We start from the raw sequence: 16,393 nt of genomic DNA, 5'->3' as shown, positions 1-16,393 counted from the left end.
CTCCTGACCCGGTCGAAGCCGAGGGAGAAGCCGAAGGCCGCGTTGACGACGAAGTGGATCCAGAGCACCTGGGCGGGCGTGAACGGCTCGCCGCCCGCGATGTCGAACAGCGTGGCGCCGAGGAAGGTGAGCACGAACACGACGAGCAGGACGAGGACGAAGCGGATGTACTTGGTGAGGTTGTCGTAGATCTTCCGGCCCTGCTCCACGGCGTGCACGATGGTGGCGAAGTCGTCGTCGGAGAGGATCATCCGCGCGGCGTTCTTGGCGACCTCCGTGCCGGACCCCATGGAGATGCCGATGTCGGCCGCCTTGATGGCCGGGGCGTCGTTCACGCCGTCGCCGGTCATGGCGACCACGTCGCCCTTCTTCTTCAGGGTTTCGGCGAGCAGGACCTTGTGCTCGGGGGCGACCCGGCCGACGACGCCGATGCCGTCGACGCGGGCCAGCCGCTCCTCCTCGGACATCGCCGCGAAGTCGGCGCCGAGGACCGCCTCGCCGCCGATGCCGACCTGCTCGGCGACGGCGGCGCCGGTGATGACGTCGTCGCCGGTGACCATGCGCACGCGGATGTGCGCGGCCTGGGCGGCGGCCACGGCCTGCCTGGACTCCTCGCGGGGCGGGTCGACCATGCCGACGAGGCTGGTCACCCGTAACCCGGTGACCTGGGCGAGGAGATCGCCGTCCGGTGCGAAGGCGGCGGGGTCGAGGTCCCGGGTCGCGGCGGCCATCACCCGGCGGCCCGCGCGCTCCATCCGCTCGACCTCGCGCTCGGCGCGCTCCCGCAGTCCGGCGTCGAAGGGGATGTCCGCGCCCTCCGAGAGGGCCGTGCCGGTGCGCGCGAGGACGGCGGGTGCCGCGCCCTTGACGAAGCAGCGCACGACGGGGTGGCCCTTGTCGTCCTGGGCCCGGTGGAAGGTGGCCATCAGTTTGCAGGCCGGGTCGAAGGGCAGGGTGGCGAGCCGGGGCAGCCGCTCGCGGGTGGCGTCCACGTCGAGGCCCGCCTTGTGGCCGAGGACGAGCAGTGCGCCCTCGGTCGGGTCGCCCACTACCCGTCCTGCCACGAGCGAGGCGTCGCTCGCCACGAGGTAGGGCAGGATCGCGTCGTCGATGCGCGGGGAGGTGCCCGCGGCGTGGTGGACCTTGCCGTCGAGGGAGTAGCCGCTGCCCGAGACCGTGTACCGGTCGAAGGGGTCGACGACCTCGACCACGGTCATCTGGTTCAGCGTCAGGGTGCCGGTCTTGTCGGAGTTGACGGCCGAGGTGAAGCCCAGGGTCTCCACCGAGGGCAGGTCCTTGACGATGGCGTGGCGCCGGGCGAGGTCGAGGCCGCCCAGCGAGAGGATCGTCTGCGTCACCGTCGGCAGCGCCTCCGGCACGGCGGCGATCGCCAGCGACACGGCGCTGATGAACAGCGCGTCCCACGGCTCGCCGCGCCCGCGCCCGAGCGCGAACATCACGACCATGGTCACCCCGGCCGCCCCCACGATCCACAGCGTGAGCCGGTTCAGCTCCTTGGCGAGCGGGGACATCTCCCGCCGCGTCGCCGACAGCATCCCGGAGATCCGGCCGAGTTCGGTGGCGGCGCCGGTGGCCGTGACGACGAGGACCGCGCTGCCGTGGGTGACGGGGGTGTTCATGAACGCCATGCCGGTCTGGTCCGCGGGCCCGAGGCCGTCGCCGCGCACCGGCATGGCGTCCTTGGCGACCGGGACGCTCTCACCGGTGAGCGCGGACTCGTCGATCTGGAGGGCGCTGGTCTCCAGGAGGCGCCCGTCGGCGGGCACCTCGTCGCCCGCGGCCAGCAGCACGATGTCGCCGACGACCAGGTCCTTCGCGTCGATCTCGACGACGCGCCCGTCGCGGCGCACCCGCGCGGTGGCCTTGGTCATCGCCTTCAGGGCGTTCATGGCGCTCTCCGCCTTGCCCTCCTGCCGTATCCCGATGACCGCGTTGAGCACGGTCAGGGCGAGCAGCACCAGGGCGGTGCCCCACTCCTGGATGAGCAGCGACACCAGGGCGGAGGCGACGAGGATGAGCTGCATGTACGAGGTGAACTGCCCGAGGAAGCGGACCCAGCCGGGCGCCGGGTGCTCCTCCGGCAGGGCGTTGGGGCCGTCCTCGGCGAGCCGGGCGGCCACCTGTGCGGCGCCGAGGCCGGTGGCGGGGTCGACGCCGAGTTCGTCGGCCACCGCCCCGGCCCCGCGGGCGTACCAGGTCCGGGTCCGTGGTCCGGTGGGTGCCTCGCGCCGGGACGCCGGTTCGGTCATGGGGCCTCGCCCTCCAGCTGCTTGCGCGCCAGCTCCAGTTCGTGCCGGGCGTCGGCGCCGACGTCCGGGTAGCTCGGGCCGATGTCGATCAGCGCGTTGGCGAGCACGGCGGCCGCGCAGGTCCTGGCGAACCACTTGCGGTCCGCGGGCACCACGTACCAGGGCGCCCACGCGGTGCTCGTGGCGGACAGCATCTCGGAGAACGCCGCCTGGTAGGCGTCCCAGTAGGTGCGCTCCCGCGCGTCGGCCGCGGAGAACTTCCAGTTCCGCTCCGGGACGTCGATCCGTTTCAGGAAGCGGACGCGCTGTTCCTCCCTGGACAGGTTGAGGAACAGCTTGACGACGCTGAATCCGTTGTCCGTCAGATACCGCTCCCAGTCGTTGATCTCCTGGTAGCGCCTGCGCCAGAACGCCTTCTTGCCCGTGCCGCGCCCCGGCAGCCGCTGGCGGGCGAGGAGTTCGGGGTGCACGCGTACCACCAGGACCTCCTCGTAGTGCGAGCGGTTGAAGATGCCGATCTCACCGCGGCGCGGCAGACCGCAGGTGTAGCGCCAGAGGTAGTCGTGGCTCAGCTCCTCGGCCGAGGGCACCTTGAAGTTGGTCACGCGTACGCCCTGCGGGTTCACCCCGCTCATGACGTGGCGGATCGTGCCGTCCTTGCCTCCGGCGTCCAGTGCCTGGAGGCAGAGCAGCACACCGTGGGTGCCCTGGGCGGCCAGCCGCCGCTGGAGGTCGGCCAGCAGCAGCACGCCGCCGCGCAGCAGTTCCTGTCCTTCCCTCTTGCTGCCGATGCCCGCCTTGTGGGCGGGGTCGAAATCCCTGGACAGGTCCACCTTCGAACCGGGCTCGACCCGCAGGGGCGCGATGAACCCGGCGATCCGCTCGGCCCGTTCGTCCCTCGCAGGTACCTGTCCGTCCTTCATGCGCCACCTCGGCTAGCCCAGGGTCTCCCGGTCCACGACACACAGGCCCCAGATGATGAACCCGTTCATCGCGATCAGGGTGATCGACCAGAACGGGTAGTACGGGATCGAGAGGAAGTTGGCGATGAGCATCAGCGAGGCGATGACCACGCCGATGACCCGGGCCCACTTCATGGCGGCCAGCAGACCGGCGCTGACGACGACCGCGATCACGCCGAGCACGATGTGGATCCAGCCCCAGGACGTGAGGTCGAACTTGAAGGTGTACTCGGCCGTGCTGACGTAGACCTGGTCCTCAAGGACGGCCATCAGGCCGCGGCAGAAGTCCAGGGAACCGGAGATGAACAGCAGCACCGCGGCGAAGATGGTCAGGCCGCCCGCGGCCGCCCGCGCGGTGTCCGAGCGATGGTGGGACGTGGTCGTGGTGACCATGACAGACTCCCATGTTGACGCAGGGTGCCGAATGCACCGCTGAGTGGGGCGAGTGTCGCGCCCGCCGGGAAGCGGGTCGTCACCCCCCGGGGGTGACGACCGGGGCGGGGCGGCCCAGGAGGCTGTCGGTCGTCCGGGCCCGGCTTCGGGATCGGAGCTCCGGGCCCGAGACCGGGAGGCGAGGCGATGGCCGTGCGGCCCACCCCAGGCGGAGCGGACGCCGGCGCGAGCGGGCGGCCCTGGCCGCGCCGAATCCTCGCGCCGCTGGCGCTCGCGCAGTTCATCTGCAGCTTCGCCGGGTCCAACATGACGGTGATGATCAATGACATCAGCGAGGACCTGGACACCTCCGTGCAGGGCGTGCAGGTCGCGATCACCGCGTTCCTGCTGGTGATGGCGGCGCTGATGATCCCCGGGGGCATTCTCACCGAGCGCTTCGGCCGCAAACGGTGCCTCGTCGTCGGGCTCGCCGTCTACGGGGTCGGCGCCCTGCTCAGCGCGGTGGCGCCCGGCCTCGGCGTCCTCATCCTCGGCAACTCGGTCCTCGAAGGCGTCGGCACGGCCCTGCTCATCCCGCCGGTGTACATCCTGACCACCCTGCTCTTCACCGATCTGACCGACCGCGCCCGCGCGTTCGGGGCGATCATGGCGATGGGCGGTGTCGGGGCCGCCGCGGGGCCGCTGCTCGGCGGGCTCATCACCTCGGCGATCAGCTGGCGGGCCGCCTTCGTGTTCCAGGCCGTGGTGGTCGCCGTGATCATCTTCCTGACCCGGCGGATCGAGGACCCCCTTCCCGCCGACCCCGCCCGCGTCTTCGACACCGTCGGCGCGGTCCTGTCGGCCGCCAGTCTCGTGCTGGTCGTCCTCGGCATCCTCGCCGCGGACGACAACGTCTGGCTGACGGCCGGGCTGCTGCTCGCGGGGGGCCTGGTCCTCACGGGCTTCTTCGGCTGGGTGCGGGCCAGGGAGCGCGCGGGAGCCGAACCCCTGCTGCCGACCGAGCTGTTCCGCAACCGCGTCTCCAACCTCGGGCTGCTCACCCAGCACACGCAGTGGCTGGTGCTCATGGGCATCTCCTTCGTCGTCGCCACCTACCTCCAGGTGGTGCGGGGCTACGACGCGATCAGCACCGGAGTCATCTTCACCGCGTCCACGGTCGGGCTGCTGGCCAGCTCGCTCGGTGCCGAGCGCTTCGCCCGGCGGCGGCAGCAGCGCACGCTCATCATGGGCGGCTTCGCCGTGACGGTGTGCGGCATCGGGCTGCTGATCGCCCTGTCCCGGATCTCCACCAAGGCCTGGCCCTCCACGCCGGGGCTCCTCCTGATCGGCCTGGGGCTCGGCGTGATGCTGACGCCTTCGGTGAACGTGGTGCAGTCCAGCTTCCCCGAGCGGCTCCAGGGCGAGATCTCCGGGCTCTCGCGCAGCGTGTCCAACCTCGGTTCCTCGGTGGGCACCGCGGTCGCGGGCACCATCCTCGTGGCCGATCCGGCCGCGGGCCCGTACGCCGTCGCGCTGGTCGTGCTCGGCGTCATCGGGCTCGGCGGGCTCGCCGCGGCGGCGAGGCTGCCCCGGACGCCCGCCCCCACCCGGCACGGGTGAGGGCGCCCCTCAACTCGCCTCGTAGCGCACCCTGCTGGCGGCGAGCAGGTCCTGGAGCGAGGCTCGCCGCGCGCTGAACGGTATCCAGCACAGGCCGAGCGGGAACGTCACGCACAGGGCGGCCCGCACGAGGGAGCGCGGCAGTCCGAGCGGCCGGTCCGTACGTCGTCCGGTGACCCGCAGCCCCATGAACCGGCCGCCGACCGAGCATCCCGTCGCGGCCCAGGACCCGCCCAGGTACAGCACCGCGAAGGCCCAGCTCACGGGCCCGGTGAGCCAGACGGGGAACTCGGGGAACCGGAACGGCGGCCCATTGACGGCCAACAGCGCGCACCCGGCCCCCACCTGCACCGCGAACCCGGCCAGCGCCAGGAGCAGCGCGTCCACGACCGCCGCGACACCCCGCGTGACGATCCCGGCGCCCTCGTCGGCCACGCCACCCGGCGCGACACCCCCGGCGTCCTCCGCCGCCGCCCGCCGGTACCGGCCCCTCATCGGTCCGCCGCACCGGGCGGCCGCTCCTCCGCACGTGGCCGCCCTCGCGCCCCCTGTGCCGAGCGGTCCGTCCCGTTGACCCGTTCCTCGGGCCCCGCGCTCCGCGACCTGCCGAGGAGGCGGTCCGCGAGGCGGTTCGTGCCCCGGTCGCCCCGGTGGGCCAGGAGGCGGATCGCGGTGACGGACTCCTGCGTCATGCCGCCGCCCGTGTCCCGGACTATCTGCCCGAGGTCGATCTCGTCGAGTACGTCACGGGTGAGGCCGACCAGGTCGATGCGGGCGATCACCGCCTCGATGTCGACCCGGTCGGCGATCCGGTCCACGTCCACCCGGTCCGCGACGCGGTTCACGTCGATCCGGTCCGCGATCCGCTCCGCGTCGACGCGCGCCACCAGGGCGTCCAGATCCACTCGGTCGAGGACCGCGCCGATCACCGCACGGGTGAGCGCGTCCGCCGTGTCCTCGACGATGTCCAGCACACCCCGCACCCGACGGACCGCGAAATGCGCCAGGCCCCTCACGCTTTCGGTCACCATCCGCAGACCGCAGCAGCGGACGGGGCCGGCCCACCTCCCCCGCCGGGGGTGAGTACAGGGGCGGCGAGGCCCCTCACGCTCCCTTCGGCCGTGTCCGCGGCAGCCTCGTCGCGCCCGCCGCCGCGAGGAGACAGAAGCCGAGCACCCACCAGAAGGTGTCCGCGAAGGCCTGCGGGACGTCCCCTCCCCGGCTGGTCAGGCGGCTCTGGAGGACCACGGCGAGGACGGCCGTGCCGATCGAACCCCCCACCGTGTTCAGGAGGTTGAGCGCTCCGGAGGCACGCGGAAGCTGCGCGGGCTCGATGCGGCTGTACACGATGTTCATCACCGGCGCCCCGATCATCGCCATGCCGACCCCGCGCACCACGAGCGCCACCGCGATCACCGCGTCCGGGGGCGCGTGGCCGAGCTGGGTGAACGGGACCGTGCCCAGCAGGATCAGACCGACGCCGGTGACCACCAGGGTGCGCGGGGCGACCTTGTCGATCGTACGGTTGACCAGGAAGGAACCGGCCGCCGCGCCCAGGCCCTGCGGGGCCAGGAGCAGTCCCGCCTCGAAGGCCGAGAGACCCCGGCCCGTCTGGAAGTACAGCGGCAGCAGGAACATCGTGCCGAACACCGACGCGCCCAGGACGAGCAGCGCGAGGGCGGCGGCCCCGAACGGCGGCCGGGCGAAGAGGCGCGGATCGACCAGCGGCGTACCGCTCGTGCGCAGTCCGTGGACGGTGAAGCCCACGAGCATCGCCACGCCCGCCACGATCCCGGCCGTGGCGGCAGGCGTGCCGCCGTGGGAGACCTCGGTGAGCCCGTAGACCAGGACGGCGAGGCCGGGCGAGAGCAGGGCCGCGCCGCGCAGGTCGAACGCGGTGCGCCGGGGCGACGGCGGCACCTCGGGCACATGGCGGCGGGCCAGCAGCACCGCCGCCGCGCCGATCGGCACGTTGACCAGGAACAGCCACGGCCAGGGTGCCACGCCGAGGATGGAGCCGCCGGCCAGCGGGCCGAGCACCGGCGACAGGAGCGGCACGACCGCGACGACGCTGATCACCCGGCCGGTGCGGCCCGGCCCCGCGATACGGGCGAGCAGCGCCTGGCCGGTCGCGGGCAGCAGCCCGCCGCCGAGGCCCTGGATGACCCGGAACACGATCAGGCTCGGCGCCGACCAGGCCAGTGCGCACAGCACCGAGCCGAGCAGGAACACCCCGATCGCCGCGAGCCAGGTGCGCCGTCCGCCGAACCGCCCGGCCAGCCAGCCGGAGGCGGGCACGGCGCCCACGACGGCGAGGAGGTAGGCGGTGGAGACCCACTGGATCTCGGTGACCGAGGCGTCGAACTCCCCGGCCAGGGTGTCGATGCCGACGCTGACGATGGTGGCGTCGATCGTCGCCATGAAGGTGCCGAGCACGAGGATGAACGCGATCCGCAGCAGCCCGGCGTCTACTCGCTCGGGCGGCTCCTCCGTCCTCTCGCTCACCGGCCGCCCGTCCAGCGGCTTCTCGCTCACGGGCGCTCCAGGAGGTCGGACACGTCGGTGTCGAGGTGGCTTTCCAGGGTGCGGAGCAGGGCGAGCAGTTCGTCGGCGAGTCCGTCGGCGTCCACTCCGGCGCGGTGGCCGAGCACGCCCGTCCAGCCGTCGCCGTCCGGCATGACCGTCAGGGTCACCGGGTGGTGGGTGGACTCGCGGAAGCGGGTGCCGACGACCGTGAGCCCGGGGGCGGGTTCGCGGAGCCGGTCCGGGTCGACCGGGTAGTTCTCGAAGACCACCAGGCTGTCGAAGAGCCTGCGGCGCCCGGTCAGCCGTTCCAGGTCGGTGAGGGCGACGTGGTGGTGTTCGACGAGCCTTTGCTGGCGGGCCTGGAGACCGGCGAGCGTCTCGGCGAGCGTGCCGCTGAGCCGGGCCCGTACCGGAACCGTGTTGGCCAGCAGGCCGATGATCTCCTCGACGCCCGCGAGCTCCGGCGGACGGCAGGCGACCATGGCGCCGAAGCAGACGTCCGCGCGCCCTGAGCGCCGTGCGATGAGCAGCGCCCAGGCGCCCTGGACCAGGGTGTTCCTGGTCAGGCCGTGCCGGGCGGCGAGGCCGGAGAGTTCCTGGACGAGCGCCGCGTCGAACGTGATGAGCGCGGGCTCCTGCCAGGCCGCACCGGGATCGCCCGAACTGAGGTAGTCGCCCTCCGGAAGCCCCGCCAGCTCGGCGGCCCACGCGTCGAGGTCCGGTTCGTGCTCGGCCCGCCAGCGCAGATAGTCGCCGAACGGCACGGGCVCGGGVRGRRCGGGCTCCGCACCCCGTACCCGTGCGGTGTAGAGGGCGAACAGCTCGGTCAGGATGCGCGGGGCCGACCAGCCGTCGGAGAGGACGTGATGGGTGGTCAGGACCAGGTCGTGCAGCCGCGCTTCGCGCCGGATGACGCTCAGCCGGACGAGTGGGCCCGCGGCGAGGTCGAACGGCTCGGCCAGGTCGGCGGCGAGCACCTCGTCGGCGGGTCCGTCGAGGACCCGGAAGTCCGGCCGCGGCGACTCGGGGATCACCGCGAGGCCCGCCGGGAAGACGGCGCCCAGGTTCGGGTGCCGGGCAAGCAGGTCGGCGCCCGCGGCGTGCAGGGCGTCGGTGTCCAGGTCTCCGGCGAGGGTGAACGCCGACTGCACGGTGTACGGGTCGGGGCACTCGGTGCGCGAGTGCCGCAGCATCACCTCCTGGAGCGGGGTGAGCGGCTGCACCTCGGCGACCGGGCGGTCCCCGCCGAGCCCCTTGATCTCCGGTGCCGCCGCGATGTCCGCCGCGGCCGCCCGCAGGTGTCCGGCCAGGGCCTCGACCTCGGCCCGGGTGAACAGCGCGGCGGGCCAGGTGACGCGGATGCCGAGGGCGTCGTCGCGCACCAGGGCGTTGACCATCAGGCTGTGCGGCAGCGGCAGTCCTTCGGTGCCGCCGGAGCCCATCGGGTCGGCGTCCGGGGGCGCCTGCCACGCGATCTCACGGTCCGGGGCGCCGGGGAACTGCCCGAGGTAGTTCCAGGCGACCTCGGGGTGGACGGGGTCGAGCAGCCCGGCCGAGGCGAGGATGCCGTGTCCGAGGCCGTCGCCCTGGGCCCGCAGCCGCTCCCCSACCGCCTGGACGTCGTCGTCCGCGGCGATCCGTACGGGGTGCACGGCGGTGAACCAGCCGACCGTCTGGGAGAGGTCGACCCGGGCCGGCCGCCCATGGCTCTCCAGGGCGMCGAGCAGCTCCGGGGTGCCGCGCCAGGCGTGTACCGCACGGGCCAGCGCCGTGAGCAGCACGGCGTCCGGGGTGGTGCGGTAGGCGGCGGGCARTGTCGTGATCAGGGCGCGGGTCGTCTCGGTGCCGAGCCAGAACTCGTGGTGGGCGGCGGTGGCCACGGTGTCGCGGGCGGGGTCGAGCGGCTCGGTGAGCGCCGGGGTGGCGGTCATCCGCCGCCAGTGCGGCAGTTCGGCGCCGTGGTCGGCCTCGCGCAGGGAGCGCGCCCAGCCGACGAACGACTGGCCGTGCCGGGTCAGCTTGCCGCCGGAGTGCGCGTGCTCCGCGTCGTCGAGCAGGACGCGCCAGGAGACTCCGTCGACCACGAGGTGGTGGGCGACGAGGACGAGCCTGCCGGGACGGCCGGGCCCCGCGTCCACCCAGAGCGCGCGCAGCAGCGGACCGGTGCGCGGGTCCATCGAGGCGCGTATTCCGGCGACGTGGTCGTCAATGAGCGTGCGCGGGTCGTCCGTGGCCGGTACGCGGGTCAGGACGTCGGCGCCGGTCACGGTGCCGGCCGGCGGGACGCGCAGCACATCGCCGCAGAGGCGGGCCCGGAGCACGTCGTGGCGGGCGAGGAGCGCGTCGAGCACACCCGTCCAGGTCTCCTCGTCGCCGCCGGGCGGTACGCAGACCTCCACCCACTGGCAGAAGCCGTCGGCGGCGGTGCCCGCGCGGCGCAGCAGGTCGCGCATGACCGGGGTCAGCGGCGCGTCGCCGGTCGCGGGCGCGGCCTCGCCGTCCAGGGTGCGGGCGCGCGCGGCGATGCCCGCGACGGTCTCCCCCTCGAAGACGTCGCGCGCGGTCAGGCCGAGCCCTTGGCGCCGGGCGCGCGAGACCACCTGGAGCGAGACGATGCTGTCGCCGCCGATGGCGAAGAAGGCGTCGTCGGGGCCGATGCCGTCGGTGCCGAGGACATCGCGGAAGACGCCGAGCAGTACCGCCTCGGCCTCGGTTGCCGGTGCGCGCCGTGCGGTGGTGACGGTCTCCGGTGCGGGCAGGGCGCTCGGGTCGAGCTTGCCGCCGGGGGTCAGCGGCAGCCGGTCGATGGGCACGAGCACGGTCGGCACCATGTGGTCCGGCAGTTCCCGCGCCAGGTACGCGCGCACCTCGGCGGTGTCCAGGCCGGCGCCGTCGGCCGGGATGACGTAGCCGACGAGCCGCTCGTCCCTGATGATCACCGCACCGGCCCGGACGCCGGGGTGCCGGGTCAGGGTGGCCTCGATCTCGCCCAGCTCCACCCGGAAGCCGCGGATCTTGACCTGGTGGTCCACGCGGCCCAGGAAGACGAGCTGTCCGTCGGGCCGCCAGCGCACCAGGTCGCCGGTGCGGTACATCCGCTCCCCCGGCGCGGCGAACGGGTCGGCGACGAACGACGACGCGGTGAGCCCCGGACGGCCGAGGTAGCCGCGGGCCACGCTGGGGCCGCCGAGGTACAGCTCGCCCGTGACACCGGTGCCGACGGGCTCAAGGCCGCTGTCGAGCACATAGGCGCGGACGTTGGGGTCGGGGCGGCCGATGGGCAGCGGCCCCTGGTCCTCCGCGTCGTAGTGCCAGGTCACGGAGTTGATGGTGACCTCGGTGGGACCGTAGGCGTTGAAGAGCGCCTTGCGTCCCGCTCCCCAGCGGCGGGCCAGTTCGGGGTCGAGCCGCTCGGCGCCGACGACGAAGAACACCTCGGGGTCGACCGTGCGGTCGTCGGGCATGGCGGCGAGGAACGACGGCAGCAGGTTCACGCCGGTCACCCGGTGCTCGACGATGTAGTCCAGCAACTCGTCGCCGGGTACGCGCACTTCCTCCGGGGCGATCACGGAGGTGCCGCCGGACAGGAGCGGCACCATCGTCTGCCAGAACGCCACGTCGAAGCTGGTGGAGGCGAAGTGCAGATACCTGACGTGCTCGGTGACCCCGACGACCTCCTCCTGGAGCGCGATCAGGTCGGGCACGCCCCGGTGGGTCACGCCGACGCCCTTGGGGCGGCCGGTGGTGCCGGAGGTGTAGATGACGTACGCGAGCGCGTCCTCGGTCAGCCGGGCGCGGGCCCCGACCGGGTCGGTGTCCGGCATCGATGCCAGTGTGGCCGGGTCGTCGAGCCGCAGGACGGGCATGTCGCGGGCGGAGGGCACATCGGCGCCGGTCGTCACGGCGGCGGCGGGGACGATGTCGTCGAGCATGTACGCCAGGCGCTCGCGGGGGTAGCTCGCGTCCATCGGCACGTACACCGCGCCCGCCTTGGCGACGGCGAACAGGGCCACGGTCATCTCGATGTCGCGCCCGAGCAGGACCGCCACCGGGTCCTGCGGACGTACCCCGCGCTCGATCAGCGCGTGGGCGAGGCGGTTGGCCCGCCGGTCCAGTTCCGCGTAGGTGAGGCTGCGGTCGCGGCAGACCAGGGCCTCCGCGTCCGGCTTGCGGCGCACCCAGGCGGCGAACTCGTCAAGCCAGTGGCCGCGCTCGGTGGCCGGGACGGTCCCGGTGCCGGTGCGCAGCATCCGTTCGCGCTCCGCGGGGCCGAGCGTGGGCAGCCGCGGGGCGGGCCGCGCCGGGTCCTCGACGATCTCCCGCAGCAGGGTGAGCAGCCAGCGGCCGTAGTCCCGCACGGTGGACTCGGTGAAGGCGCGCGGCTGGTAGCCGAGGCCGATGGTGATCTCGTCGTCGGGGATGACGATGACGGTCAGCGCGTAGTGCGTGGCGTCGGTGATGTCCACCCCCGCCAGGTCGAGGCCGGGTGCGAGCGGGGTGCGCTTCCTGCTGGACAGCGGGAAGTTCTCCATCACCAGCATGGTGTCGAAGAGTTCGCCGACGCCCGTGGCCCGCTGGATGCCGGGCAGGCCGACGTGGTGGTGGTCGGCGAGTGCGACGCTGTCGGCGTGCACGGCCGCGAGCAGGTCGCGGACGGTGCCGTCCGGGGTGGGGCGGACCCGCACCGGGATGGTGGTGCCGAGCTGGCCGATCATCGACTCGACCCCGTCGACCTCGGCGGGCCGCCCGGAGACCGGGCAGCCGAACACGACGTCACGGCGTCCGGTGAGCCTGCCGAGCAGCAGGCCCCAGGCCGTCTGGAGCACCGTGGTCAGCGTGACGCCCTGCGCACGGGCGAACGAGCGCAGCCGGTCGCTGAACTCCTGGCCGAGCCCGACGCTCACGCGGCCGGGGCGCTCGACGGCGGTCCCGGTGCTCGCGGGCGCGAGGCGCGTGGCGTCCTCGACCCCGGCGAGCGCCTTACGCCAGGCGTCCAGTGACACCTGGTGGTCCCGCCCGGCGAGCCAGCGGAAGTACGCGGAGAGCGGCGGCGCGGTGGGCGCCGCGGGGCCGCCGCTCAGCTCGGCGTAGAGGGCGAGCAGCGTGCGGCCGACCAGCGGCATCGACCAGCCGTCGAGCAGCGCGTGGTGGTTGGTGATCACCAGCTTGTGCTCGGCGGGGCCGACGCGGGACAGCAGGAAGCGGATCAGCGGGGGCCGTGCCGGGTCGAAGGGGCGGGCCAGTTCGGCGCGGGCGGCTTCCTCGAACCGGTCGTCCCTGCGGAAGTCCAGGGCGACGTCGGCGGGGACCACCTGCACCACGTCGTCCCCGGCGGTGGCGAGGTACACGCGCAGGGCGGGGTGGCGGCGCAGGAGTTCGCGGGCGGCCTCGGCCATCCGCTCCGGGACCAGTTCGCCGACGAGGGTCGTCACGGCCTGGACGACGTAGACGTCGGTGCCGGGGTCGTCGCGGACCATGGTGTGGAAGGAGAGGCCGACCTGGAGCGGTGTGGCGGGCAGGACGTCGGCGATGCGGCCGACGGCCCCGGTGTTTTCGAGTGCGTCGATGGCGGCCTGGTCGAGGCCGACGAGCGGCAGGTCGGAGGGGGTGAGCCCGCCGGAGGTGTGCCGCGCGTGCGCGGCCAGCGCGTCGAGCGCCGCCGTCCAGGCGCGCTGGAGCGCCCGGACCGCGTCGGTGCCGAGGATTCCGGTCGCGGCCGTCCACTCGACGGCGAGCCGGGGCGCGCCCTCCTCGTGGACGAAGCAGTTGAGGGCGAGGACCTGCTCCAGGGCCTTGGCCTCGGGCTCGGTCACCGCGAAGGCGTCGCGCTCCGGCAGGCGCCATCCGGCGGCGGAGAGCGGGGCGAAGCGGCCGAGGTAGTTCAGGAGCACGTCCGGTGCCGGTACGTCCTTGAACGCGTCGTCGGCCGACGGATCGAGGCAGCGCAGGACTCCGTAGCCGATGCCGCCGTCGGGGACCGCGCGCCTGGCCTCCTTGGCGGCGCGCAGCACCCGGCCGACGTCTCCGGTGGCGGGGACGCGCACCGGGTACTCGCTGGTGAACCAGCCGACGGTGCGGGCCAGGTCGAGGTGTTCGCGGCCGTGGCCCTCCATGGTGACGGTGAGCGCGTCGCCTTCCGCGCCGTACGCGCGCAGGGCGAGTACGAGGGCGGCGAGGAGCACCTCGTCGACACCGGCGCGGTAGGCGGCGGGCAGCGTCGTCAGGAGCGCCTCGGTGACCTCGGGCGAGGCGACGGTGACCGAGCGGTGGGCCGTGGCGACCGTGTCGCGTGCGGGGTCGAGCCGCCGCTCGCCGATGCGGGTGGCGGAGGCGAGCGCGCGGCGCCAGTGGCCGAGTTCGCCCCGCCGGGCGCCGGAGCGGCCCTGTTCGTCGAGGAGCGTGGCGTGCCGCCGCCAGGACGCGCCCGCCGGGCCGAGGGTGCCGCCCGTGCAGGCGGTGTGCAGATCGGGCAGGAGGACGCGCCAGGAGACGCCGTCCATGGCGAGGTGGTGCACGACGATCACGAGCCGGTCGGGCTCGCCGTGCCCGGTGCGGACCAGGGCCACCCGCAGCAGGTCGCCGGTGCCCGGGTCGAGTTCACCGGCGAGGCCCCGGGCGAGCGCGGTGATGTCCGTGTCGCCGGTCTCGCGCACGTCGGCCCGTACGGTCCCGCGCGGCAGCACCTCAAGGCCTTCGGCGACGCGGAGCCGCAGGGCGTCGTGGTGGTCGAGCACGGTCTGGACGCCGGAGAGCAGTGCGGGCGCGGCGAGTCCGTCGACGCGCAGGGCGGTCCACTGGGCGTAGGAGGCAACGGTGTCGAGGTCCGGGTGCGGGTCGAGCAGGCCGCGCACGATGGGCGGCGCGGGCACCGGTCCCGTCGCGTCGTCGCTCTGGCGCGGGGCGTCCCGCACCGGCTTGGCGGCGGCCGCGAGGGCGGCGAAGCTGCGGCGGGCGAGGAGGTCGCGCGGGCGAAGTTCGAGGCCCTTGGCCCGCAGCCGGCTGCTGATGGTGATGGCGGTGATGCTGTCGCCGCCGAGGGCGAAGAAGTCGTCGTCCACGCCGACCCGGCCGGTCTCGAAGACCTCGGCGAGGACCGCGCAGAGCAGCCGTTCGTTCTCGGTGCTCGCCTCCCGGCCGCCGCCGGTCGCGGCGGGCGCGGGCAGGGCGGCGCGGTCGAGCTTGCCGTTGGTGGTGACGGGAAGTTCGCCGAGGACCACCACGGCCGCGGGGACCAGGTGGTCGGGCAGCCGTCCGGCGAGGTGGGCGCGGACCGCGTCCCCGGTGGCCGAGGCGGACACGACGTAGCCGACGAGCCGGTTGCCGCGCACGGCCGCCGCGGCGGAGGTGACGCCGGGCACCGCCCCGAGCGCGGCCTCGACCTCGCCGGTCTCCACGCGGTGGCCGCGGATCTTGACCTGGCCGTCGCCGCGGCCCAGGTAGGCGAGGCCGCGCCCCGGCACCCAGCGGCCGATGTCGCCGGTGCGGTACATACGGGCTCCGGGCGCCCCGAACGGGTCGGCGACGAAGCGCTCGGCGCTCGCCCCCGGCCTGCCGAGGTAGCCGCGGGCCAGGTGCGGGCCCGCGAGGTACAGCTCACCCGCCGTGCCGTGCGGTACGGGTTGCAGGGCACTGTCGAGGAGCAGGACGCGGCTGCCCGCCAGGGGGTGGCCGATGGTCGGCTCCTCGCCCTCCACGCGCGCGACGGTGCTGGTCACGGTGGCCTCGGTGGGGCCGTACATGTTGCGTGCGGTGAGGCCCGCGTCGGTGATCCGCCGCCAGAGGGCGGGCGGGGTGGCCTCGCCGCCGAGGACGAGGAGCTGGGGCTGCCGGTCCAGGAGGCCGTTGTCGAGGAGGGGCGCGGCCATCGACGGGGTGGTGTCGACGATGTCGATGCCGTCGCGTACGTACGCGGCGAGCAGGTCGTCGGCGTCGCGGGTGGTCCCGGCGTCGTACACGTGCAGTTCGTGTCCGCAGAGCAGCCAGACCAGGTGCTCGAAGGCGGAGTCGAAGGCGAACGAGTAGGTGTGCGAGGCGCGCAGGCGTCGGCCCGCGGTCCGCTCGGCCTCGGCGACGACCGTGGCGCGCTGGTGGTGCAGGAGCGCGGCGAGGCCGCCGACCCGGCCGAGTACGCCCTTGGGGCGGCCGGTCGAGCCGGAGGTGTGGATCACGTAGGCGAGGTGTTCGGGGTGCCGGGGCGCGGCGAGTTCGGCGGCGGCGAGGGGGGCGCCGGACAGCGCGGCGGCCTCGTCGAGCAGGGTGGCCCAGGGAAGTCCGTCGATCGCGCCGCCGTCGGTCAGGACCACCGCGGGGCGGGTGTCCGCGATCAGCTCGCGCAGCCGCTCGGCCGGGTGGGCCGCGTCCAGCGGCAGGAACGCGGCGCCCGCGTCCATGACGGCGAGGAGGGCGACGACGGCGTCGGCCGAGCGCGGCAGCGCGAGGGCCACCACGTCGTCGGGCCCGATCCCGCGCGCTGCGGGCGCGCGGGCCCCCCCCCCCCCCCCCCCCCCCCCCCCCCCCCCCCCCCCCCCCCCCCCCCCCCCCCCCCCCCCCCCCCCCCCCCCCCCCCCCCCCCCCCCCCACCGCTGCTCGCCGAAGACGAGGGCGGTGTGCCCGGGGCTCGCGGCGGCCATCGCGTCGAGGGCG

At 74.2% G+C, this 16,393-nt stretch carries 7 protein-coding genes and 1 pseudogene; 1 reads left to right on the top strand and 7 read right to left on the bottom strand.

Annotated elements, in window-relative coordinates:
* The 3 genes from AB8Z36_RS12495 to AB8Z36_RS12485 form a co-directional block, all read right to left on the bottom strand.
* Window positions 1-2,270, bottom strand: a 2,270-nt coding sequence (locus tag AB8Z36_RS12495) for a cation-translocating P-type ATPase (protein ID WP_369213326.1), incomplete at its 3' end; no start/stop codon positions are given.
* Complete coding sequence (locus tag AB8Z36_RS12490; RefSeq protein WP_369213325.1) at window positions 2,267-3,193, bottom strand: polyphosphate kinase 2 family protein; 927 nt, start codon at window positions 3,191-3,193, stop codon at window positions 2,267-2,269. The genes AB8Z36_RS12495 and AB8Z36_RS12490, both read right to left, overlap by 4 nt.
* A gap of 12 nt (window positions 3,194-3,205) precedes the next feature.
* Window positions 3,206-3,625, bottom strand: coding sequence for a DUF7144 family membrane protein (locus tag AB8Z36_RS12485; RefSeq protein WP_369213324.1), 420 nt, complete (start codon window positions 3,623-3,625; stop codon window positions 3,206-3,208).
* 186 nt (window positions 3,626-3,811) lie between these two features.
* Between AB8Z36_RS12485 and AB8Z36_RS12480 the strand changes: the two genes are divergently transcribed.
* Window positions 3,812-5,224: an MFS transporter gene (locus AB8Z36_RS12480; protein WP_369213323.1), complete on the top strand. Its 1,413-nt coding sequence runs from the start codon at window positions 3,812-3,814 to the stop codon at window positions 5,222-5,224.
* A gap of 9 nt (window positions 5,225-5,233) precedes the next feature.
* On the opposite strand, the gene AB8Z36_RS12475 is transcribed toward AB8Z36_RS12480, so the two are convergent.
* The 4 genes and pseudogenes from AB8Z36_RS12475 to AB8Z36_RS12460 all read right to left on the bottom strand — a co-directional run.
* On the bottom strand, window positions 5,234-5,719 hold the full coding sequence (locus AB8Z36_RS12475) for an RDD family protein (protein WP_369213322.1): 486 nt from the start codon (window positions 5,717-5,719) through the stop codon (window positions 5,234-5,236).
* Complete coding sequence (locus AB8Z36_RS12470) at window positions 5,716-6,255, bottom strand: hypothetical protein (protein ID WP_369213321.1); 540 nt, start codon at window positions 6,253-6,255, stop codon at window positions 5,716-5,718. Before AB8Z36_RS12470 ends, AB8Z36_RS12475 begins: the two co-directional genes overlap by 4 nt.
* 73 nt (window positions 6,256-6,328) lie before the next feature.
* Window positions 6,329-7,729: an MDR family MFS transporter gene (locus tag AB8Z36_RS12465; protein WP_369213327.1), complete on the bottom strand. Its 1,401-nt coding sequence runs from the start codon at window positions 7,727-7,729 to the stop codon at window positions 6,329-6,331.
* 26 nt (window positions 7,730-7,755) lie between these two features.
* Window positions 7,756-16,239: pseudogene (locus tag AB8Z36_RS12460) on the bottom strand (amino acid adenylation domain-containing protein); the annotation flags it as partial.
* Window positions 16,240-16,393 lie beyond the last annotated feature (154 nt).

The organism is Streptomyces flavofungini (assembly GCF_041028215.1).
In the GTDB taxonomy this organism is placed as follows: domain Bacteria; phylum Actinomycetota; class Actinomycetes; order Streptomycetales; family Streptomycetaceae; genus Streptomyces; species Streptomyces flavofungini_B.
The sequence above is the reverse complement of the archived record's forward strand: the minus strand, read 5'-3'. Positions and strand labels throughout refer to the sequence as shown.